Below are 21,856 nucleotides of genomic sequence, written 5' to 3'. Positions count from 1 at the left end.
TTGCGTTTTTATTGCTTGTTGCCGATCAACGGGCTGAAGACCATCAGGCTGAGGATCTCGAACAGCATCTGGGCGCCCGCCTGGGCCGTGTTGGTGCTGGCGTCGTACTGAGGAGCCACCTCGACCACGTCGCCGCCGACGATGTTCAACCCCTTCAGTCCGCGCAGGAGTTCCAGAGCCTCGCGCGTGGTCAGCCCACCGATCTCAGGCGTGCCGGTGCCCGGCGCGAAGGCGGGGTCGAGGCTGTCGATGTCGAAGGAAACGTAAGTCGGGCCATCGCCGACCACGGCACGGGCGCGCTCGATCACGGCCGGGATGCCGAGGCCCGTCAGTTCCTCCGCATGAACCACGGTCATGCCGCTGTCGTAGGAGAACTCCCACAGGTATTCAGCCGGGCCACGGATGCCGATCTGGATCGTGCGCTTCGGATCGAGCACGCCTTCGAGTACCGCTTCCCGAAATGGGCCGCCGTGGTGGAACTTGGTCCGGTCGAAGCCGCCGCTGGTGTCGCAATGGGCGTCGATGTGGATCATCCCAACCGGCCGGTCCTTGCCCAGGGCTTTCAGGATCGGCAGCGAGATCGAGTGATCGCCCCCGACCGACAGCGGGGCAACGCCGGCGTCGCGGATGCGGGCGATGTGCGCCTCGATATCCTCGTGCGAGAGGTCCAGGCTGAACCGGCTGCGGAACGGCACGTCGCCGATATCGGCGACCCGCAGGTCCGACACCGGGGCCGTCTTCAGCACGTGGTTGTAGGGACCGATTCGCTCGATGGTACGCAGAGCGCGCGGGCCGAACCGGGAGCCGTTGCGGTTGGTGACGCCCAGATCCATCGGAACGCCGAGGATAGCGACTTGAAGGTCGCCGAAATCTGGGTTCTCGGGATCGATCGGCCGATGGGGAGCCGTCAGGAAGGTCGGCATGCCGGCATAGGGAGCCAGCCGGGTTCCGTTGGAGAAGATGGTGTCCGCGACCTTGCGGAATTCCGGATCGAAGATGTCGCCGCCGCCGAGCGATCCGTACTTGTCCCGCAGGCGTTGCAGTTCGTCCTTATCCATGGATGGCTTTACCTCATGATGAGTCCGCGGAACCGGTCGGGCAGCGTCTCGATCGCAGCCCTGTCCGCATTGGCGAAAGCGATGCGCAGATGGCGCTCGTTGCCGGGTCCGAAATAGCTGCCGGGCAGGCAGAGCACGCCGCGCTCAACCGCCAGGGCCTCGGCGACCGTAGCGGCAGGTGCGTCGAACGGGTGGCGCAGGAAGGCGAAATAGGCGCCGATGGCGTCCAGCTTCCAACCTTCCAGTTGGGCGACGGCAGCGCGGAAACCGTCCGCCCGCGCGACGATCTCCCGCCGGTTCTCCTCCCGCCACGCCACCATCGGCTCCAGAGTGGCAGCCAGCGCATGCTGCCCGGCGCGCGGCGCGCAGATCTGGAGGCAGTCCATCACCTTGGCGAATTCGCCCAGGAAGTCTTCGCCCGCGATTACGGCGCCGAGCCGGTGACCGGGGACGCAGAAGGATTTGGAGAAGCTGTAAAGCTCGACCAGCGTTTCCCGCCAGTCCGGCTCGTCGAACAAGCCATGGGGCTTGGCGCCGGCATCGGACAGGAAGTCGCGGTACGTCTCGTCCAGGATCAGCGCCACGCGGCGCTCGTGGCAGACCTTGAAGATCGCCCGAACCGTTTCCGGCGGATAGACGGCGCCGGTCGGGTTGTTCGGGCTGATCAGGACGACCGCGCGCACCCGACCGTCGATGGCCGCCGCGATGTGGTCCGGATCGGGGATGAAGCCATCCTCGGCCAGCGCCGGGACCGCCCGCGCCTCGATCCCGAGCATGTCCAGCGTCATCTTGTGATTGAAGTACCAGGGGCTCGGTAGCAGGATCGCGTCGCCAGCCTTCGCCAGCGCCATGGCCGCGATGAAGAACGCCTGATTGCAGCCCGACGTGACCGCGACTTCACCGGATGCTATCCGGCAACCGAATGTCGCCGAGACATGCGCCGCATATGCGTCGCGAAGGTCCGCGTCACCCAGGATCGCACCGTATCGCGCCATCAGCGGAGACGCCGCCGCACTCGCCAGCGCTTCCAGGATATCGGGATGCGGCGGGTAACCGGGAACGGCCTGCGCCAGATCGACCAGCGGGCCAAGATCGCCCTTGTAGCGGGTCGCCCAGGCCTGCGCCTCGGGGATCGGCGGGCTCGATGTCGCGAGCAGATGAGGGTTGACGGGTATCACCAGAAACCTCCAGACGCGGGGAGTATTCCCCGCCTGTCTTTCGGTGATACAGCGTTAATTTCCCGAAATCCAGGGAGCATCGTTAGATGCCGATGCTCCCTTTCGTCTGGTCATACCGGATCGCTTAAACGACGGAAACCTTCAGCTCGGTTACCCCGTCCACGCCGCCGACCAGCACGTTGCCGCGCTTGACCGCGCCGACGCCGGCGGGGGTGCCGGTGAAGATCAGGTCACCGGCGGCAAGCGTGAAGTAGTCGGACAGGTAGCTGATCATCTCCGGCACCTTCCAAATCATCTGGTTTAGGTCGCCTTCCTGGCGCAATTCGTCGTCGCACTTCATCCAGACGCGGCCCTGGTTCGGATGGCCCAGTTCGGATGCCGGAATGATCTCCGTGCAGGGAGCGGACGCGTCGAACGCCTTGCCGATTTCCCACGGACGGCCAAGCTTCTTGGCCTCGCCCTGAAGGTCGCGGCGGGTCATGTCGAGCCCGACGCCGTAGCCGTAGACATGGTCGAGTGCCTGATCGATCGGGATGTTCTTGCCGCCCTTGGCGAGCGCCACGACCAGTTCCAGTTCGAAATGGACGTCGTCGGAGCGGTCCGGGTACGGGAACTTGCCGTCGGTGACCAGATTGTCCGGGTTCTTCTGGAAGAAGAAGGGCGGTTCGCGGTTGGGATCGTGGCCCATCTCGATCGCGTGGGCGGCGAAGTTACGGCCGATGCAGTAGATCCGGTGGACCGGGAAAAGAGCGTCGGAGCCGCGAATCGGCAGGCTGGGGGTGGCGGCGGGTTCGAAGGCCCAGCGGCCGGTGTTTGAGGCACTCATTGACGGACTCCAGCGTAATATTCGACACGTTTTTCAATGGCGCCGACGAGTTCGGACACCAGGATGGCGAAAGCGAAGACGAGAATGGTCAGGGCCCAGAACCGCTCCATCAGGAAATTGCGGGAGTAAAGCTCGAACAACTCACCATAACCGATGACCGAGACGAGAAGCTGCCCGATCACCACTCCCTTCACACCGCGGATCATGCCCAGGCGGATGCCGGCGAGAATCTCCGGCAGGGCCGCCCAAAGCAGGATTTTCAGATAGACGTCGCGCTGCGACGCCCCGAACGAACGGCTCATTTCGACCAACGAGCCTGAGATGTGCTTGACGCCGGCCTGGGTGTCCAGGGCGATGATCCAGACCGCGAACAGGAAGACCGTCGCGACGATGGTCGCGTCGCCCAGCCCGAACAGGATCATCAGGATCGGCACCAGGGCCGACAGCGGCGCGCTGACGAACAGGTTGACCCACATGCCGAGCAGCCTGTCCGCCGCCCGGAACCGCCCCATCAGCACGCCGAGCGATACGCCGGCGACGATGGCCAGCACCATGCCGGTGACGAAGCTTCGCAGCGTGACGGCGGTGGCGGCCAGGAACTGCTTGGTCTGAATCAGCTCGACCATCGCGACGACGACGGAAGACAGCGGCGGGATCAGGAACATCAGGTCCAGCTGGCCGACGATCTCCCAGATCAGGCACCAGACCAGCAGCGAGGACATCATGGGCAGGCGGTAACCGAACAGCATCATGACGGCATCTCCCCTTCCCCGCTCAATCGACAAACTGCTTCAGGCCGTCCCAGATATCCTCGACCGTGTCGAGATACCGGCGGTCGCGGCGGATTTCGTCGGGCGTGCCGTCGCGCGGGATATCCGGCTCGATGATCCGGGAAACCCGGCCCGGCCGGCGCGACAGCAGGACGATCCGATCGGAGACGTAGACCGCTTCCTCGATGCTGTGGGTGACGAAGATGAAGGTCTTGCGCTGGACGCGGCGCAGGTGCAGCAGGTCTTCCTGGAACTTGCGCCTTGTCTGCTCGTCCACGGCGGAGAACGGCTCGTCCATCAGCAGCACGTCGGCGTTGACCGCCAGCGCTCGGGCCAGTCCGACGCGCTGGCGCATGCCGCCGGACAGTTCGTGCGGATAGCGTTCCTCGAACCCGGCAAGACCGACCTCGGCGATGTAGCGCCGCGCGGTCTCGTGCCGCTCCGCCTTTGGCGTTCCGCGCAGTTCCAGCCCGAAGGCGACGTTGCGAAGCACGGTCGCCCAGGGCATCAGCGCGAAGTCCTGGAAGACGAAGGCCCGCTCCGGCCCTGGTCCAGTGACCGCCTTGCCCTTGACGAAGACCTGACCGGCGGAAGGCTCCAGCAGGCCGGCGATCATCTTCAGCAGCGTGGTCTTGCCGCAGCCGCTGGGACCCAGCAGGGAGATCAGCTCGCCTTCCGGGAAGTCGAGATCGATTTCCTTGAGCGCCTGGAAGCCGCCGTAGAACTTCGACAGGCCGCGGACTTCGACGATGTTGTCACGGATTGCTGGCATTGGGCGCTCGTGGATGCGTGGCAGGGCGGCCGGCATCAGGCAATCTCCCTTTTCTCGGGCCGGAACAGGGTCAGCTCGACGCGCTGCAAACCCCCTACGGTGACGGCGGAGAATACGATGATGGAAACGACTGTCGCGTACATCTCGGCATAGTTGGCGACCGAGCGGTGATAGGTGATCAGGTCGCCGATGCCGGTCGGCGTGATCAGCAGCTCGGCCAGCACGATGCCGATGAAGCCTGCCGAGATGCCGAGCCGCAAGCCGGCGAAGATCAGCGGGCTGGCGTCGGGAATGACGATCTTCGCCACCTGCTGCCAGCGCGTCCCCTGGAACGACCTGCACATCGCGACCAGCGACGGATTGACGTTGCGGACCGCCTTGTAGCAGTTCAGCACGATCACCGGCAGCGCCAGCACGCAGACCGCCAGCACCTTGGACGTCATGCCGATGCCGTAGACGAAGGTGATCAGCGGGATCAGCGCCGCCATCGGGGCCGCCTGCATCACGATGAAGACGGGAGCGGCCAGCCATTCCGCCATCGGCCGCAATCCCATAAGGACGCCGATGGACACCCCCAGCACGGCCGAGATCGCGATGCCGATCAAGAGCGGCTGGAGCGTCGTGGCATAGGCCCCGATCAGGCTGCCGTCCAGCACCATGCCGACGAAGGCCATGAAGGTCTGGGAGAACGGCGGCAGCGCGTAGTTGATCGGGATCTGCCCCGCGATTTCCCAGGCGCCGGCGAACAGCCCCAGGGACAGCAGGCGCCACAGCAGGGTGTGATCCCGCGTGGCCGCCCACCTGATCCAGCCCGGTACTTCATTGTTAGGGACGGAGATATGAGCCATTACTTGCGGCCGACTTTCTGCAAAGCCTGATCGAGCGGCCCGAGCGTCCAGAAATCCTCGACCTTCAGGCTTGCCGGGTCGCCCTGGATCTGGCCGGCCACGGTATAGAACTCGAAGTCGTCGCGCGCCGCATCGGCGCCGCCGCCGTTCGCCGGGAACAGCCCGACCTCGACCGCGTCGGCGTAGTAGGGCTTGATGTCCTCGACCACCTCGGGCGGCAGGTCCGGCAGCAGGCTGTACTTGCTTCGGAATTCCGTGACCACGGCCGGATTGGCGTTGATCTCGCGGAAGGTGGTCAGCAATTCCTCGGTCAGGATGTTGACCGCGTCCTTTTCCTTCTGGAGGAAATTGGTGTTGGCGTAGAGCGCCTCGTCGCTGGCGTCGATGCCTTCGACCGGCAGCACCTTGAACTTGCCGGGCGCCTTGGTCTCCAGCAGCCGCCAGCCGGCCGAATCCACGATGGTCGCCTTGACGTTGCCCTGGAGCAGGGCTCCGGTCCGGACTTCGGACCCTGGAACGTAGCTGACCTGTCCGTATTTGATGCCGTTCTTCTTGGCGAGCAGGTTCATGATCGCCTCGGTGCCGGAACCGCGCGAATGAACCGCGATCTCCTGGCCGTTGAGGTCGGACCAATCCTTGTAGAACTCCGTGTTGACCACGGGATAGAAGCGCAGCGTGCTCATCTGGTAGAAGATGCGGATGGGAGCCCGGACCTTCTGGAGCAGAGCGTAGGGCGTGCCGACGCCGACATCAGCCTGCCCGCCGACGACGGCCTGGGCGGCGATGTCTTCCGACTTCAGATAATTGATCTCGATTTCGACGCCGCGCTCCTTTGCGCGCTCCAGCGCCGTCAGGAAACCCAGCGCCTCGACCGACGCGATATCGCCGAAAGCGACCCGGATCTTGCCGGCGGCGAAGGCATCGGATGCCCAGCCGCCAAGCCCGGCGGAGAGCGCCAGCGCCGCTCCGAGATGGACCGCTTTCCGGGCAAACCTTGATGGAGTTGGTAATTTCATCGCTTCCTCCCAGGAAGGCCGCCTGTCACCGACATCGATGACGGCGGTGGTGTGAACTTCGCTCACCGGGTGGGTTGATCCCAACCATTCGTAACCAATAAGACAATGGTAAACAGATTGTTTATGGGACGTCAAGCAATCCCCTTGCGTAATAGCCTAGTTTCGGGCGATTATCTTCTGACCAATCCGAACATTGGTTGAGAGATCATGACAACTGACGGTGTCGATCCCCAAGGCACGCTTACCCAGCTTCGCGCTTTCCTGGCGCAGGCTCCGCTGTCGGTGGACAGCCGCCTCCCGCCCGAGCGCGAGCTATGCCAGCAACTCGGCGTCAGCCGGGGGGAGTTGAGGAAGGCGCTCGCGACCCTGGAGGCGGAAGGCCAGCTCTGGCGCCATGTCGGCAAGGGCACCTTCATCGGCGCCCGCCCGGCGGAAAGCCTCGCGGACCTGTCCACGGCGACCAGCAGGACCAATCCGGCCGAAGTGATGCAGACCCGCATCCTGATCGAGCCGGAAATCACAAGATTAGCGGCGCTGAACGCGACGGCTGCCGACATCGCCGAAATGCGAACCTGCATGGCGCGCTCACGCTCAGCCACAAGCTGGCGGCAGTATGAGTCATGGGACAATCGCCTGCACCGCTCCATCGCGGAGGCGACCCGCAACACCCTGCTGCTCGCCATGTTCGACACGCTGAATGCAGTGCGGCGCGCCGTGGTCTGGGGACGGCTGCGGGCCAACAGGACCCGTCCTGACCCCGACCACCACAGCTTCAAGGAGCACGAGGAGATCGTCGGCGCGATCGCCGACCGCGACATGAACGAGGCGGCGCAGGCCATGCGGCGCCATCTCCAAACGGTGGAGCGTAAGCTGCTGAACTACAGCCAATAGACCATATTGACGGGACTCTTTTTGCCTCGGTCGAATCGCAGGCCGCGACTCATCTCCGGTCATGCTGTTGAGCCGCCACAGGAAAGCCCACAACCTGTGGAGGATACTTTCGTTACTTCTCGCTCGTGCTCGGCGTTGTTTTCCTGCTGATCGGCATTGCCGGCTTCGTTCCGGGCCTCATGCACAGCCCCGAACACGTGGGCGATGTCGAGGTCACGCAGAATTTCGGACGGCTGATGGGATTGTTCCCGGTCAACGCCCTGCACAACGTCGTTCATATCGTCTTCGGTATCTGGGGTATCGCCGCGTATCGCAGCTATACCGGCGCGCGGGGTTACTCCAAGGCCGTGGCGGCCCTCTACGCCGTGCTCGCGGTCATGGGTATCATTCCCGGCCTCAACACCACCTTCGGCCTGATCCCGCTGTACGGTCATGACATCTGGCTGCATGCCGTCATCGCCATCGCCGCCGCCTATTTCGGCTTTGTCGCCACCGACCGGAGCGTCGGGTATTCGAGCACGACGACCACCACGAACCACCGGATCTAAGAAGGCTGGCCGTGGCCGCCCGGCATTGCCGGGCGGTTGTGCTTACCGCCCGGTTTACAGTTCCCGAAGCGTCAGGCCTTGACCTTGGCAGCCCGTTTCGGCTTCTCGGCGACTTCCTTGGAAGCGGCCGTGGTCTTTGCTTCGGTCTTGGATGCGGATGTCTTGGCAGCGACGGCCGGCTTGGATGCGGCGGCCTTGCGCGTCTTCTTCGGAGCCTCAGTGGTCTCAGCAGCTTCAGCAGGTTCGGCGGCCTCCACCTTGGGCGCCGCAGTCTTCTTGGCACGCGACTTCTTTACAGGAGCAGGCTCCTCCGCCGTGGTCGTCGCACCTTCGGGCGCAAGGGCAGCCTCGGCCGATCCGAGCTGACGCGACAGGTCGTCCGTCGGACCATCCGAATCAGCCGCATCGTCTACCCAGCCGTCCTCGGCACGAATTTCCTGAACAGCCATCGACCAATGCACGTCGCCGCGCCCATCCGGGCAGCCTTCGCGCTCCCAGATTTCGTAGGCGCGCTGTTTGATACGGTCTTCCTGTTCTGGTGACATGATGTCCTCCAAGCACGGTTGTTTTAGGCCCAAACACATGCCACCGCACGATGTTCCGGGATTGAATAATCATAAAGAAGAGGCTCTGGGAAGCAAGTTCCCAGAGCCATTCAGTTCATCCGCCAATCAGGTTGGCGTCAGGGAGGTTGGTCGTTCTTACGATCGCCGGGCAAGGTGCCGGGATCAGTGGGCCGAGGCGCCTTCGGCACCGATGCCGGTTTGAGAGCGGATGTACTGCGCTTCGAAGGCGCGCTCCTCGGCACGGGCGTTCTCGCTCTTGTCGATGATCGAGAAGAACCACGACCCGAGGAAGGCCAGCGTAACCGAGAAGATCGCCGGGTTGTCGTAGGGGAACGGTGCGCTGCCCTTCGGGTGGGCCAGCACGCTTTCCCACACGGTCGGTCCCAGGATCACCATCACGGTGGCGCTGATCAGGCCCATGAAGCCGCCGATCAGGGCGCCGCGGGTGGTCAGCTTGGACCAGAACATCGACAGGACGATGATCGGGAAGTTGGCGCTCGCCGCGATGGCGAAGGCAAGACCGACCATGAAGGCGATGTTCTGCTGCTCGAAGGCGATGCCAAGGACGATAGCCAGGACACCCAGGGCGACGGTCGCCATCTTGGAGACCCGGATTTCCTGCTGCTCGTTAACCCGGCCACGGCGGAACACCGAGGCGTAGAGGTCATGGCTGACTGCCGAAGCACCCGCCAGCGTCAAGCCCGACACGACGGCCAGGATGGTGGCGAAGGCGACGGCGGAGATGAAGCCCAGGAACAGGTCACCGCCGACCGCCTTGGCCAGATGGATCGCCGCCATGTTGTTGCCGCCCAGCATGTTGGTCAGTGGATTGACCGTGCCGTCGGGACCGGGACGGAAGAACTCGGGGTTGTTCATCAGCAGGACGATGGCGCCGAAGCCGATGATGAAGGTCAGGATGTAGAAGTAGCCGATGAAGCCTGTCGCGTAGAAGACCGACTTACGGGCTTCCTTGGCGTCGGCGACGGTGAAGAAGCGCATCAGAATATGCGGCAGCCCGGCGGTGCCGAACATCAGCGCGATGCCGAGCGAAATCGCGGATATCGGATCGCTGACCAGCGTACCCGGCTGCATGATCGCCAGATGCTTCGGGTGCATGTCCACGGCGGCCTGGAACAGCGCACCGAAGTTGAAGTTGTACTGGACCAGCACCATGATCGCCATGAACGAGGCGCCGGAGAGCAGCAGGACGGCCTTGATGATCTGGACCCACGTGGTCGCCAGCATGCCGCCGAACGTCACGTACAGGATCATCAGGATGCCGACCATGACGACGGCGTAGACGTATTCCAGACCGAACAGCAACTGGATCAGCTTGCCGGCACCGACCATCTGGGCGATCAGGTAGAGCGCCACGACGACCAGCGAGCCGGAAGCGGCCAGCAGGCGGATCGGTGTCTGCTGGAGCCGGTACGAGGCCACGTCGGCGAAGGTGTACTTGCCGAGGTTGCGGAGCTGCTCCGCGACCAGGAACAGGATGATCGGCCAGCCGACCAGGAAGCCGATCGAGTAGATCAGGCCGTCGAAGCCCGACGTGTAGACCAGCGCCGAAATACCGAGGAAGGACGCTGCCGACATATAGTCGCCGGCGATCGCCAGACCGTTCTGGAAGCCGGTGATGCCGCCGCCGGCGGAGTAGAAGTCCTTGGCGGTCTTGGTCTTGGACGCGGCCCAGTAGGTGATGCCCAAGGTTCCCGCCACGAAGAGCAGGAACATGACGATGGCGGTCCAGTTGGTCGCCTGCTGCTGGACGGCGCCCGCGATCGCATCGGCAGCGAACGCGGTACCGGCCGTACCGACGGTCAGGGCGGCGGCCGCTCCCGCGATTTTCAGGGAAATGCGCTTCATCGTCTGGCCTCCTCGATGATCTGCCGGTTCAACTCGTCGTATTCGGAATTGGCGCGACGGACATAAATTCCGGTCAGCACGAAGGCCGTCACGATGATGAAGAGGCCGGCTGGAATGCCAAGCGTGATAACGCCGTAGATCGGTATCCCGAGCACCGAAGGCGCGAATGCGACAACCAGAATGAAACCGTAATAGATTGCCAGCATCAGGATCGATAGCTGCCAGCCGAATTTAGTTCTCTTTTGAGTCAATTCGGCGAATTTTGGATTGTTCCTGATCCTGCGGGTCAGTTCTTGTTGCATTTGGGGTCTCCTCGGAAGGCTGTTTTTACAAGGCCGCCTCCATCGAGCAATCTTTAATCTTATCTTCAGCATTTGGGACCCCCGACCTTGGTCTATGGTTAATAAATTTCGAGAAACACGCGGCAAACGGAATTAAACTAAGGAATGGAAACCTGGGTCGTGGCCCTGGTGTCGCTTGGCACTCTGCTCGTCCTGTTCGCCGTCGCATGGCAAGGCGACCGCTGGGCCGCGTCCGGGCGTCCGCCTACCCGCGCGCCGCTTCTCTACACCCTCAGCCTCGCGGTCTACTGCACGTCCTGGACCTTCTACGGCTCGGTCGGGCGGGCCAGCGTCAGCGGTTTCGACTTCCTGCCGATATATCTCGGACCGATCCTGATGCTGGGACTGGGATGGCCGGTACTGGCGCGGCTGGTAAGGATCGCCAAGGCGGAAAACACCGTCTCGATCTCCGACTTCCTGTCCGCCCGCTACGGCAAGAGCCGGGCGGTAGCGGCCCTGGTAACCGTGACGGCGGTGATCGGCGTCATGCCCTATCTGGCGCTCCAGTTGAAGGCGATCACCATCAGCTTCGAGGCGCTCACCGGCGCAGATACCGCCGACCGCCTGGTATCGGCGGATACCGTGCTGCTGGTGACGGCATCCATGGCCGTCTTCTCCATCCTGTTCGGCGTCCGCAACATCCACGCGACCGAACATCACCGGGGACTGGTCCTGGCCGTAGCCTTCGAATCGCTGGTCAAGCTGGCCGCCTTCCTGGTGGTAGGGATCGTCGTGACCTTCGCGATCATGGGCGGACCGGCGGAGCTTTGGGGCCGGGTCGCGGCCGATCCCCGGCTGAGCAGCCTGATGGTGCCGGATCTGGCGACGTGGAGTTGGTGGACCATGACGCTGCTGTCCGCCTTCGCCATCCTGTGCCTGCCCCGGCAGTTCCACGTCGCTGTGGTCGAGAACGTCCATGTCGATGACGTACGGACGGCGGCGCGCCTGTTCCCGCTCTACCTGATCATCATCAACCTGTTCGTCATGCCGGTGGCCCTGGCGGGGGTCCTGCTGTTCCCCGACGGCACCGTCAGCGCCGATACCTTCATGGTGTCGATCCCGATGGCCGAGGGATGGCCGGCCGTGGCGCTGATCGCCTTCATCGGCGGGCTGTCGGCCGCGACCGGGATGATCATCGTCGCGGCGGTGACGCTCAGCACCATGCTCTGCAACGATGTCGTCGTCCCGGGCCTGATGAGGATACGGCCTGGCAACGCGGCATGGCGCGACGATCCGGCCCGGATGCTTCTGGTGGTCCGGCGTTCCGCCGTCGTTGGGATCCTGGCGCTGGCTTACGGTTTCCACCGGGTTATCGGCGAGACCTATCCGCTGACTACGATCGGGCTGGTGTCGTTCGCCGCGGTGGCCCAGTTCGCCCCTGCCCTGTTCGGCGCCATCCTGTGGCGGCGCGGCAACCGGGCCGGGGCTATCGGCGGCATCGCTATGGGCTTCGCCGTCTGGGCCTATACGGCCCTGGTGCCGTCCGTCGCCGACGCCGGCTGGATCGATGCCGGCCTGGTGGTCCATGGACCGCTGGGGATCGGCTGGCTCAACCCGCGCGCCTTGATTGGCTGGCCGGGACCGGATCCGCTGACCCATTCGGTCATGTGGAGCCTCGGCCTCAATCTGACCTGCTACGTCGGCTTGTCTCTGACGATGCGGCAAGGGGAGATCGAGCGGCAGCAGGCGGAGCGATTCGTCGGAATGGGTTCCGACGGCACCGCTCCCGCCTTGCGCGGCATGACGCGGATAGCCGACCTGCACGCGCTGGCCGCACGCTATGTCGGGTTCGAGCGAGCCGACGCCGTCTTCGCCGGCCGGCCCGGCTGGCTTGACAAGGCCGATGCGGAAGCGGTCCGGCAGACCGAAAACTTGCTGGCCGGCGCGCTCGGCTCCGCGTCCGCCCGCGTCGTGGTCGCCGGCATGCTGAAGGGCGGGCGGCTGTCGCAGCTCGACGCACGGTCGATGCTGGACGAGGCGTCGAAGGCGATCCTGGCCAACCACGACCTGCTGCGGACCACGCTGGAAAGCATCGCCCAGGGAATCTGCGTGGTGGACCGCGCAAACCTGCTGGCGACCTGGAACCGGCGCTTCGTAGAGCTCAACCAGCTGCCGAACGGGTTGCTGAAGGCCGGCATGCCGCTAAGCGACGTGAAAGCCCTCATCCGCCCGCGCAACGACGGGACGGAGCTGGAGGTGGCGACCCATCCCATGCCCGACGGCGGATTCGTCATAACCTATACCGACGTGACGGAGCGCAGCCGGGCAGCCATGGAACTCCGGGAAGCCAATGAAAGCCTGGAGCGCCGGATCGGAGAGCGGACCGCCGACCTGCTCATCGCCAAGGCGGAGGCCGAGCGGGCGAACCAGGGCAAGACGCGCTTCCTCGCCGCCGCCGGTCACGACCTGATGCAGCCGCTCCACGCCGCCCGCCTGTTCCTGTCGGCCCTGGCGGAACGGAGCGGCGATCCGCTGGTCGGTCAGACCGACGCTTCGCTCCGGTCGGTCGAGGAGTTGCTGGGCGAGTTGCTGGACGTCTCCAAACTCGACTCCGGCGTCGTGACGGCGAAGCCTTTGGACTTCAGGATCGACGAACTCTTAGGCCCGCTGAAGGCCGAGTTCACCGCCCAGGCCGGTGCCCACGGGTTGGGCTTCCGGATGGTCGGGTCGACCGCCGGTGTGCGCAGCGATCCAGCCTTGCTGAGGCGCATCCTGCGCAACCTCCTCAGCAACGCGATCCGCTATACCGGCTCCGGCCGGGTGCTGCTGGGATGCCGTAGGGGACCGAACACCCTCCGGATCGAGGTGTGGGACACTGGCATCGGCATTCCGCCGGACAAGCTGGAGGACATCTTCATCGAGTTCCGCCAGCTGGAGGACGCGCCGGCGGAACGCGGCAAGGGCTTGGGCCTGGGCCTCAGCATCGTGGAGCGTCTTGCCGGAATCCTGGGCCACAGCGTCTCGGTAAGGTCCACTCATGGCCGGGGCAGCTGTTTCGCGATCGAAGTCCCGCTGGCGGCCGGGCCTGTCAGCGCACCAAGGACAGTTCCGCAGCGCCGGGCACGGAACTTCAACGACGCGCTGGTCCTGTGCATCGACAACGATCCGGCCGTCGTACAGGGAATGGAAACCCTGCTGACGGGCTGGGGCTGCCGTGTGCTGGCCGCATCAGACGGAGCAAGCGCGCTTGCCGTCCTGGACGGCAGGGTGCCGCAGGCAATCCTGAGCGATTACCACCTCGACCGGGGCGCCACCGGCATCGAGATCCTGGAGGAACTGGCGCGGCACTTCGGGTCGCCAGTTCCCACCGCCCTCATCACGGCGGACCGCAGCGGTGCTATTCAGGCGGAAGCCGCCGAGCGCGGCTACGCCGTCGCCCATAAGCCGATCCGCCCCGGCGCGCTCAAAGCCCTGGTGTCGCGCCTGACAGCTGGGCATCGTCCCGGCCCAAGCTCATCCCTCACCCCGTTGCCCGCCCTGCCTGCTCCTCGCGCGGAGGCTCGACCACCAGACGTCCCGCAGCGATGATCACCTGCGTCCGGCTGTAGAGGCCCAGCTTCCGCAGGATCACCGTGACGTGGGCCTTCACGGTGGCTTCCGACACGGCCATTTCGAAGGCGATCTGCTTGTTGAGCTTTCCGGCGGTGATTCCGGCCAGGACGCGCAGCTGCTGGGGCGTCAGTGTAGCGACACGGGCGGCGAAGTCCGGTTCGTCCTGCTCCTCGGGAGCGTCCTCGAAGCCGTCGCCAAGTTCGGGAAACCAATCGCCACCGTCCAGCACGGTCCGCAGGGCCTCGGCGATCCGCTCCACCGGGGCCGATTTCGGCACGAAGCCCGAGGCGCCGTAGCCCAAGGCCCGGTGGACTGTGGCCGGATCCTCCAGGGCCGAGACTATGACGACGGGAATAGCCGGGTATTGTCCCCGCATCAGGAAAAGGCCGATAAAGCCGTTCATCCCAGGCATGTGCAGATCCAGCAGGATCAGGTCGACTGCGCCACTGACCGATTCGATCGCTTCCATCGCCGGATCGAAGGCCCCGGCTTCCAGGATCAGCGCACCTGGAAAAGCCTGAGCCACGGTCTGGCGCAAGGCTGCCCGCATCAGCGGATGGTCGTCGGCAATGAGGATGGTGCAGGCCGGCATTTCGGCTCTTTCGCGTTTCGCTCCCGATGAACGATTATCAGGTGCGGCTGTCCCGGCTGCAACCAAGGCATACGGCTATATCGAACGCTAAAGTCGAAGCGCGTTTGCCGCTGAGTCTTTAGCCGACGATTCGCCAGCTTCCGTCCGGCTGCTGGCATGCTTGACCGAATGCCGACTGCACCCGGCCCCCGACGACGACCTGCTGCTGGAACTCGCGGCAATAGGCGCCGGATGCGGCCCAGCCCTCTCGGGTCGTTCTGACGGCGCCTGCGTTACCGTTATACGGATTGCTCCACTGGATCGGGGCACCCACCGGCGCCGCGTAGGCCTGCGCCGCCGCCCTCCTCGCATAGACCTCGTCGGCGCGGTCGAGCGAACTGCCGAAACCCGAACCCAGCAGACCGCCGAGCAGGGTTCCGGCGCCGACCGCGGCCAGCTTGCCGGTTCCGCCGCCGATGCCCGATCCGGCCCAGCCACCCAGCGCAGCACCACCCAAGGTTCCTAGGAACTGCTTGGTTCCGGAACCGAAACCCGGCGAAGCGTACGAGCCGCCGGGATAGAGGTTGACGCCGGTTCCGACATTGAAACCGTTATATCCGGTGCCATACCCGACGCTGGCGTAGGGTGAGCACCCCGCGACCATCGCCAGCGCGACAAGCGCCAGAACCGGCTTCTTCATCATACCCTCCTCGGAGTCGGTGGACTCCGGGTGATCATCTCCAGGTTACTGCACGATCTGCCAGGTGCCGTCCTGTTGCTGGCAAGCCCGGCCCGTCGCCTGTTCCGCCCGGCCGCCGACATAGATGGTCTGGTTGAACTCGCGGCAGTACTGGCCATTGGAAGTCCTGCCCTCCCGGGTCGGCGTCACGGTGCCATAGTTGCCACTCTCCGGATTTTCCCACCGGATCGGCTCGCCGATCGGGGCGGAATAGGCACGGTCGGCTGCCCTGGTGGCATAGCTCTGGTCAGCGCGGTCGAGCGACTTGCCGACTTCGCCGCCGAGCAGCGCCCCCAGGAGCACACCGCCGGCGGTCGCCGCCAATTGGCCCGTTCCCTTGCCGAACTGCGCGCCAGCCAGACCGCCCGCAGCGGCACCACCCAGCGTTCCCACACCCTGTTTCGTCCCGATGCCTTCAGCGCATCCGGCAGTCGCCAACAGCGACGCGGACAATAAAGTCGAAAGGACAAGCTTACGCATCATGCACCTCTGGTTTCGCATCCAGAGAGATAAACACATGAGACGCCGAATTAAGCCCCATACGAAAGGGCTACAACTCCTCGGCATTTGGTCAGCGTTGCGGAACCCAGGGACGAATGCCCCGCTCCGCCGTGACCGTCTCGACCCTTGGCTCGGGACCCAAAAGGTAAACCGCGTGGGCACCACCGCGCAGCAGGCGCCAACGGTCGATCACAACAGGGGCGCGGCATCCTCTTGGCGCCGGATCGGGCGTGATCACGATATCCGCTATCCGGCAATCCTCCGCCAGCGCATCCCGGCTCTTCGCGAGAACGACGATATAACCGCCGCGTCGGTAGAGGCATCCCTGCCGATCGCAACTGAGCATACCGTCGGCGCTCCTCCCCTCGCGCGGCCAGACCGTGCTTTCGGTCGACCCGTCACGGCGCAGCCAGACCCCGGCGTCGAATTTGCCCGACGTCTTCGTGGACAGCGCCAGCCCGCCCGACGCTTCCCGCACGGCCATCAGCTTCCCCTGATCGTCGATCAGGATATCGGGCCGGAGCGTGAAGGCCAGCGACATGACGCCCAGCGCTATGACCGGCAGCCCCCACAGCCGCCAGCGGCCCCGCCACAGCATAAGCCACAAGCCGCCGGACACCATCAGTGCCAAGCCCCAGGGCGGCATGGCCGGAACCAGCTTGGTGGAACCGGGAAGCGCCGCCACGATGCGGGCTGTTTCCAGGATAACGGTGACGCCCCAGCCCATGACGGTCAGTGGCCATTCCTCAAGACCGAACGGAAAGGCAAGGTATGAGATCATGCCGGCCGGCATGACCCAGACGGATGTCACCGGGACCGCGATCATGTTGGCGATAACGCCGTAGTACTGGATCTGCTGAAAATGGTAGAGCGAGAACGGCATCGTCGCCAGGGTCGCGATCACCGAAGTCACGGCGATGCCGGCCAGATGCATCCAAAGGCGGCCGAACCATCCCAGTTTCCTGCGCATCTCCCCCCAGGGGCCGCTGATGACCTCGTATGCCGAGATCAAGGCGACGACCGCACCGAAAGACATCTGGAAGCTGGCGCCCACGACGCTGTCCGGCTCCTTCAGGATGACGATGGCAGCGGCGAAGGCGATCAGGCGCATGCTGAGCGGGTTGCGGTCGAGAAGGATGGCGAGCATGGCAAGACTGGTCATCAGGACGGACCGTTCGGTCGGGACCGGCGACCCTACCAGCAGCATATAGGCAAAGGCGCCGGCGACGGCCGCCACGGCCGCTATCTTCTTGATCGGCCAGTTCAACGCCACGGGTTCGATCAGCGCCAGCAAAGCCCTGACGGGCAAGAACACCAGCGCTGCAACCAGACTGACATGGATGCCGGAGATCGAGAGCAGATGGGCAAGGCCCGATGCCCGGAAATCGTCCATCACGGAGTCAGGGATGGCAGTCTGCTGGCCGGTCAGGAAAGCGCCGATGACGCCGCCCTCCGCCCCACCGACCGTTTCGCCGATCCTGGTCCCCATCGATACCCGCAGCCGCTCCGCCGCCGCCATGACCCCGGTCCAGAAATCGAGCGGCCTGTCCTCTATCCGCTGGACCTTGCCGACCGCGTAGCCGACGCCGCCGATCCCGGCGAAGAAGGCGGAGCGGCCGAAATCGAAGGCGCCGGGCATGGCCGGCCCCGGCGGCGGCGAGACGACCGCCACGATCCGGACCCGTTCGCCCGGCAGCGGCAGTTCCGAAGCGTTCCGCAGGCGCAGCCTGACACGGCCCGGAGTAGCCGCCGGATCGATCCGGGGAATCGACAGGTCGGTCAGCACGACCCGTCCGCCTTTTTCAAGCTTGTCGATGCTGAGGACACGTCCGGTAACCGGAACCGGTCCGACTTCCTTCACCAGCATGGGAGCGGAAACCAGCGCGGTTCGCACCTGAGCCGCGGCAAACCCGAGAGCCGGGGCGAACAGCACCAGGCAAACCAGCAATGCAAGGTCGAACCGGCGCAGAAGCATGGCCGACAGTGCCAGCAGCGACGCCGCGATGGCTCCGCTCCAATCCGGCGGCTCGGCCGGCAGCAGGAAATAGCCGACGACGCCCAGGCCGATGCCCACGGGTATCCAGAGAATCCAGCGCTCCCGCTCCGCCGCGAAGCAGGCGCCCAGCCGGCGTAGCGGGTTGCGCCACCCAGACCCCCGGCCCGCGAGCGCACCAGCCATGCCGTAAACTGTGGTCCGCGATGCGTGACTACCCATCATTCCGCCGGTTGGGGTGCATGGCCGGCCCCAGTGTGATATGTCTGCCCAAACCATTCTAGCAGTCCAGATCGGAATTGCGGTAACGATGACCGTCGTCACGCGTTTTGCGCCCTCGCCCACCGGATTTCTCCATATCGGCGGGGCGCGTACAGCCTTATTCAATTGGCTGTTCGCCCGCCATCACGGCGGCACCTTCCTGTTGCGGATCGAGGATACCGACCGCGCCCGCTCCACCGAAGCGGCGGTCGAGGCCATCCTCGACGGCTTGAAGTGGCTCGAACTAGGCTGGGACGGCGACGCCGTGTCGCAGTTCGAGCGGCGCGGCCGCCATGCCGAAGTCGCGCACCAGATGATGGAGGCCGGCCACGCCTATCGCTGCTACGCCAGCCCGGAAGAGCTGGAAGCGATGCGCGCCGAACAGAAGGCCGCCGGCCAGCCGATGCGGTACGATGGGCGCTGGCGCGACCGCGACCCGGCGGAAGCACCCGCCGGGGTCTCGCCCGTGATCCGGCTGAAGGCGCCGCAGGAAGGTGAAACCGTCTTGGCCGACCATGTCCAGGGAGAGGTGCGGGTCCAGAACGCGCAGCTCGACGACATGGTCCTGCTGCGGGCGGACGGCACGCCGACTTACATGCTCTCGGTCGTGGTCGACGACCACGACATGAACGTGACCCATGTGATCCGCGGCGACGACCACCTGACCAACACCTTCCGCCAGATCCAGATCTATCGCGCGATGGGCTGGGACCTGCCCCAGTTCGCGCATATCCCCCTCATCCATGGGGCTGACGGCGCGAAACTGTCGAAACGGCACGGCGCGCTGGGCGTTGATGCCTACAGGGACATGGGTTACCTGCCGGAAGCCGTGCGCAACTACCTGCTTCGGCTTGGCTGGGGTCACGGCGACGACGAGATCATCTCGACCGAACAGGCGGTCGAGTGGTTCGATCTCGGCGGCATCGGAAGGTCGCCGTCGCGCTTCGATTTCGCTAAGTTGGACAACCTGAACGCGCATTACATGCGATTGGCTGACGACGCCCGTCTGGTCGGCCTGATCGTGCCGCTCATCGAGGCGAAATCAGGAGCACCGGTGAATTCAGAAGCCCGCGACCTGTTGACGCGGGCAATGCCGGGACTGAAGCAAAGGGCGAAGACGCTTGTTGAATTGGCGGACTCGGCGCACTTTTACGTAGTGGCCCGGCCGCTCAAGATGACCGACAAGGCGGCCGACTTGGTTACCGGCGAAGGGGCTGCGGTACTGGCGGAATTGGCCGAGCGGCTGCGTCCTTTCGACGCTTGGGATGCCGCATCGATCGAGGCGGAAGTGAGGCAATACGCTGAAAATAAGGGACTTAAGCTTGGCAAGGTAGCTCAGCCGTTACGGGCGGCCCTGTCCGGCTCGACAGTTTCTCCACCAATTTTCGAGGTTGCCGAGTTATTAGGGAAAACAGAAACACTGGCGCGCATTGCGGATATTGCGCAACCGCGCTAAGGCCCACGCGCTGCGTTGCCAACACAGCTTCGCAGCATTATTCTCACTTGATATGAGACGGTTCGGGTTTTCCCGACGCCGCAATCACAAGGAAGTGCCGAGATGAGCCAGAAAACGGTTACGCTGACTGATAACAGCACCGGGAAGACTTACACGCTGCCGGTGCTCCCAGGCACTACCGGCCCTGAAGTGATAGATATTCGTAAACTTTACGCCGATAGCGGTTATTTTACCTACGACCCCGGCTTTACTTCGACCGGTAGCTGCGAGTCCAAGATTACCTATATCGATGGCGATGAAGGTATTCTGCTGCACCGCGGCTATGCGATCGAGGATCTGGCAAAGAACTGCAATTTCCTTGAAGTCTGCTACCTGCTTCTCCACGGCGAGCTTCCGTCCCCCGAACAGCTCGTCACCTTCGACAAGACCATCACCTATCACACGATGGTCCATGAGCAGATCAACTACTTCCTGCGTGGCTTCCGCCGCGACGCCCACCCGATGGCGATCCTCTGCGGCGTGACCGGCGCCTTGTCGTCCTTCTATCACGACAGCACGGACATCGAAGATCCCAAGCAGCGGATGATCGCCTCCCACCGGCTGATCGCCAAGCTGCCGACAATCGCCGCGATGGCCTACAAGTACTCGGTCGGCCAGCCCTTCATGTATCCGCGCAACGATCTCAGCTATGCGGAAAACTTCCTCTACATGACGTTCGGCGTGCCCTGCGAGCCGTACGTGAACAATCCGGTGCTGAGCCGGGCGATGGACCGCATCTTCATCCTGCATGCCGATCACGAGCAGAACGCCTCGACCTCCACGGTCCGTTTGGCGGGCTCGTCGGGCGCCAACCCGTTCGCGTGTATCGCCGCCGGCATTGCGTCCCTGTGGGGCCCCGCCCATGGCGGTGCCAACGAGGCGGTGCTGAAGATGCTCCAGGAGATCGGCGACAAGGACCGCATCCCCGAGTTCATCAAGCGCGCCAAGGACAAGAACGACAGCTTCCGGCTGATGGGCTTCGGCCACCGCGTCTACAAGAACTTCGATCCGCGCGCCCAGGTGATGCGAGAGACCTGCCACGAAGTGCTGGGCGACCTTGGCATCAAGAACGACCCGCTGCTCGACATCGCGATGGAGTTGGAGCGTATCGCTCTCGAGGACGAATACTTCATCGAGAAGAAGCTGTACCCGAACGTCGATTTCTACTCGGGCATCATCCTGAAGGCCATGGGCTTCCCGACCAGCATGTTCACCGTGCTGTTCGCCGTCGCCCGCACCGTGGGCTGGATCGCCCAGTGGAAGGAAATGATCGAAGATCCGGGACAGAAGATCGGCCGTCCGCGTCAGCTCTATACCGGTGCGACGCAGCGGACGTTCATTCCGCAGAACGAGCGTGGCTGACCGGCGCGTCACTTCCCATATCGGCTCGGGCGGGTCCAATGGATCCGCCCGCAATCCCCCTGTGAGCATTGCGACGACTCGCGGCGCCCGCATCTTCCCTCAGGCGGCTAACGACAACCGTGCTCCCATGCGGGTGCGGCTGCTGCGTCTGGCGCGCTGGATCCTCCTGCTGGCTATCGTCGGCGGAATAGCCTGGTACCTGCTGCGGCACTAACCCGCTGCGGTATCGACCCAATGAAAAAGGGCGCTCCGTGGAGCGCCCTTTTCGTTCTCGCGCGACTATGGCGCCGCTACGTAGATTTCACCTACGAACGTTCGATCAGTTCCACCTTGTAGCCATCCGGATCCTCGATGAAGGCGATCACGGTGGTGCCGTGCTTCATCGGGCCGGGCGGACGCGGGATCTTGACGCCTTCCGCCTCCAGCTCCTTGCAGGTGCCGTAGATATCCGGCACGCCAAGCGCGATGTGACCATAGGCGGTGCCGAGCTGGTAAGGCTCCTTCTGGTCCCAGTTGTGCGTCAGCTCCAGGACGGTATGGTCCGATTCTTCGCCATAGCCGACGAAAGCCAGCGTAAAGCGGCCGCCTTCGAAGTCGGTACGGCGCAGCAGCTTCATGCCGAGCAGGCGGGTGTAGAAGTCGATCGATTTGTCCAGGTCATAGACCCGCAGCATCGTGTGCAGCATGCGGAAATTCGCCATC

20 protein-coding genes and 1 pseudogene are annotated in these 21,856 nt (G+C 64.3%); 6 read left to right on the top strand and 15 right to left on the bottom strand.

What is annotated here, in order from left to right:
• Positions 1–8 precede the first annotated feature (8 nt).
• The 7 genes from speB to N826_RS04590 all read right to left on the bottom strand — a co-directional run bounded on the left by speB (position 9) and on the right by N826_RS04590 (position 6,534).
• Positions 9–1,058 (bottom strand): agmatinase, encoded by a 1,050-nt coding sequence (gene speB, locus N826_RS04620; RefSeq protein WP_044426200.1) that lies wholly within the window; start codon positions 1,056–1,058, stop codon positions 9–11.
• An 8-nt stretch (positions 1,059–1,066) separates the two neighbouring features.
• Positions 1,067–2,236, bottom strand: a complete 1,170-nt coding sequence (locus tag N826_RS04615; protein ID WP_244619424.1) for an aminotransferase — start codon at positions 2,234–2,236, stop codon at positions 1,067–1,069.
• Positions 2,237–2,360: 124 nt separating this feature from the next.
• Complete coding sequence (locus tag N826_RS04610) at positions 2,361–3,062, bottom strand: fumarylacetoacetate hydrolase family protein (RefSeq protein WP_044426199.1); 702 nt, start codon at positions 3,060–3,062, stop codon at positions 2,361–2,363.
• Positions 3,059–3,814 carry an ABC transporter permease gene (locus N826_RS04605; protein WP_044426198.1) on the bottom strand — a complete coding sequence of 252 codons (756 nt, stop codon included), beginning with the start codon at positions 3,812–3,814 and terminating at the stop codon, positions 3,059–3,061. The genes N826_RS04610 and N826_RS04605 overlap by 4 nt, the downstream gene beginning before the upstream one ends.
• 22 nt (positions 3,815–3,836) lie before the next feature.
• Complete coding sequence (locus N826_RS04600; RefSeq protein WP_044426197.1) at positions 3,837–4,640, bottom strand: ABC transporter ATP-binding protein; 804 nt, start codon at positions 4,638–4,640, stop codon at positions 3,837–3,839.
• Positions 4,640–5,452, bottom strand: a complete 813-nt coding sequence (locus tag N826_RS04595; protein ID WP_044426196.1) for an ABC transporter permease — start codon at positions 5,450–5,452, stop codon at positions 4,640–4,642. The genes N826_RS04600 and N826_RS04595 overlap by 1 nt, the downstream gene beginning before the upstream one ends.
• A complete protein-coding gene (locus N826_RS04590) occupies positions 5,452–6,534 on the bottom strand; it encodes an ABC transporter substrate-binding protein (RefSeq protein ID WP_211099205.1) in 1,083 nt (360 codons plus the stop codon). Before N826_RS04590 ends, N826_RS04595 begins: the two co-directional genes overlap by 1 nt.
• A gap of 141 nt (positions 6,535–6,675) precedes the next feature.
• Between N826_RS04590 and N826_RS04585 the strand changes: the two genes are divergently transcribed.
• Both N826_RS04585 and N826_RS04580 read left to right on the top strand, forming a co-directional pair.
• Positions 6,676–7,359 carry a FadR/GntR family transcriptional regulator gene (locus N826_RS04585; RefSeq protein ID WP_044426195.1) on the top strand — a complete coding sequence of 228 codons (684 nt, stop codon included), beginning with the start codon at positions 6,676–6,678 and terminating at the stop codon, positions 7,357–7,359.
• A gap of 122 nt (positions 7,360–7,481) precedes the next feature.
• A pseudogene (locus N826_RS04580) lies at positions 7,482–7,907 on the top strand (DUF4383 domain-containing protein); the annotation flags it as partial.
• A gap of 71 nt (positions 7,908–7,978) precedes the next feature.
• Here the strand turns inward: N826_RS04580 and N826_RS04575 are convergent.
• From N826_RS04575 to N826_RS04565, 3 genes are all read right to left on the bottom strand, one after another.
• Positions 7,979–8,464: a DUF2934 domain-containing protein gene (locus N826_RS04575; RefSeq protein WP_211099204.1), complete on the bottom strand. Its 486-nt coding sequence runs from the start codon at positions 8,462–8,464 to the stop codon at positions 7,979–7,981.
• A 171-nt stretch (positions 8,465–8,635) separates the two neighbouring features.
• Entirely contained in the window at positions 8,636–10,339 is a 1,704-nt protein-coding gene (locus N826_RS04570) for a cation acetate symporter (protein ID WP_044426192.1), read from the bottom strand.
• Entirely contained in the window at positions 10,336–10,641 is a 306-nt protein-coding gene (locus N826_RS04565; protein ID WP_044426191.1) for a DUF485 domain-containing protein, read from the bottom strand. Before N826_RS04565 ends, N826_RS04570 begins: the two co-directional genes overlap by 4 nt.
• Positions 10,642–10,785: 144 nt before the next feature.
• Between N826_RS04565 and N826_RS04560 the strand changes: the two genes are divergently transcribed.
• A complete protein-coding gene (locus N826_RS04560) occupies positions 10,786–14,208 on the top strand; it encodes a NahK/ErcS family hybrid sensor histidine kinase/response regulator (RefSeq protein ID WP_063772189.1) in 3,423 nt (1,140 codons plus the stop codon).
• On the opposite strand, the gene N826_RS04555 is transcribed toward N826_RS04560, so the two are convergent.
• The 4 genes from N826_RS04555 to N826_RS04540 all read right to left on the bottom strand — a co-directional run bounded on the left by N826_RS04555 (position 14,141) and on the right by N826_RS04540 (position 18,222).
• Positions 14,141–14,824, bottom strand: a complete 684-nt coding sequence (locus N826_RS04555; protein WP_044426190.1) for a response regulator transcription factor — start codon at positions 14,822–14,824, stop codon at positions 14,141–14,143. The two genes, N826_RS04560 and N826_RS04555, sit on opposite strands and share 68 nt — an antisense overlap.
• 118 nt (positions 14,825–14,942) lie before the next feature.
• A complete protein-coding gene (locus tag N826_RS04550) occupies positions 14,943–15,503 on the bottom strand; it encodes an RT0821/Lpp0805 family surface protein (protein WP_157599323.1) in 561 nt (186 codons plus the stop codon).
• Positions 15,504–15,548: 45 nt separating this feature from the next.
• Positions 15,549–15,935: an RT0821/Lpp0805 family surface protein gene (locus tag N826_RS04545; protein WP_308518112.1), complete on the bottom strand. Its 387-nt coding sequence runs from the start codon at positions 15,933–15,935 to the stop codon at positions 15,549–15,551.
• Positions 15,936–16,113: 178 nt separating this feature from the next.
• Positions 16,114–18,222, bottom strand: coding sequence for a ComEC/Rec2 family competence protein (locus N826_RS04540; RefSeq protein WP_044426187.1), 2,109 nt, complete (start codon positions 18,220–18,222; stop codon positions 16,114–16,116).
• A 124-nt stretch (positions 18,223–18,346) separates the two neighbouring features.
• Here N826_RS04540 and gltX point away from each other — a divergent pair, with 124 nt between their 5' ends.
• From gltX to N826_RS42815, 3 genes are all read left to right on the top strand, one after another.
• Positions 18,347–19,753, top strand: a complete 1,407-nt coding sequence (gene gltX, locus N826_RS04535) for a glutamate--tRNA ligase (protein WP_044426186.1) — start codon at positions 18,347–18,349, stop codon at positions 19,751–19,753.
• A gap of 102 nt (positions 19,754–19,855) precedes the next feature.
• Positions 19,856–21,154: a citrate synthase gene (gene gltA, locus N826_RS04530; RefSeq protein ID WP_044426185.1), complete on the top strand. Its 1,299-nt coding sequence runs from the start codon at positions 19,856–19,858 to the stop codon at positions 21,152–21,154.
• The gene (locus N826_RS42815; RefSeq protein WP_147040119.1) at positions 21,147–21,368 is read left to right on the top strand and encodes a hypothetical protein; all 222 of its coding nucleotides are present in this window, start codon (positions 21,147–21,149) and stop codon (positions 21,366–21,368) included. The genes gltA and N826_RS42815 overlap by 8 nt, the downstream gene beginning before the upstream one ends.
• Before the next feature lie 91 nt (positions 21,369–21,459).
• Here N826_RS42815 and gloA read toward each other — a convergent pair whose 3' ends face one another.
• Positions 21,460–21,855, bottom strand: coding sequence for a lactoylglutathione lyase (gloA, locus tag N826_RS04525; protein ID WP_044426184.1), 396 nt, complete (start codon positions 21,853–21,855; stop codon positions 21,460–21,462).
• Position 21,856 lies beyond the last annotated feature (1 nt).

The organism is Skermanella aerolata KACC 11604 (assembly GCF_000936425.1).
GTDB classification, from domain to species: domain Bacteria; phylum Pseudomonadota; class Alphaproteobacteria; order Azospirillales; family Azospirillaceae; genus Skermanella; species Skermanella aerolata.
This window is presented reverse-complemented; position numbering and strand designations above follow the sequence as displayed.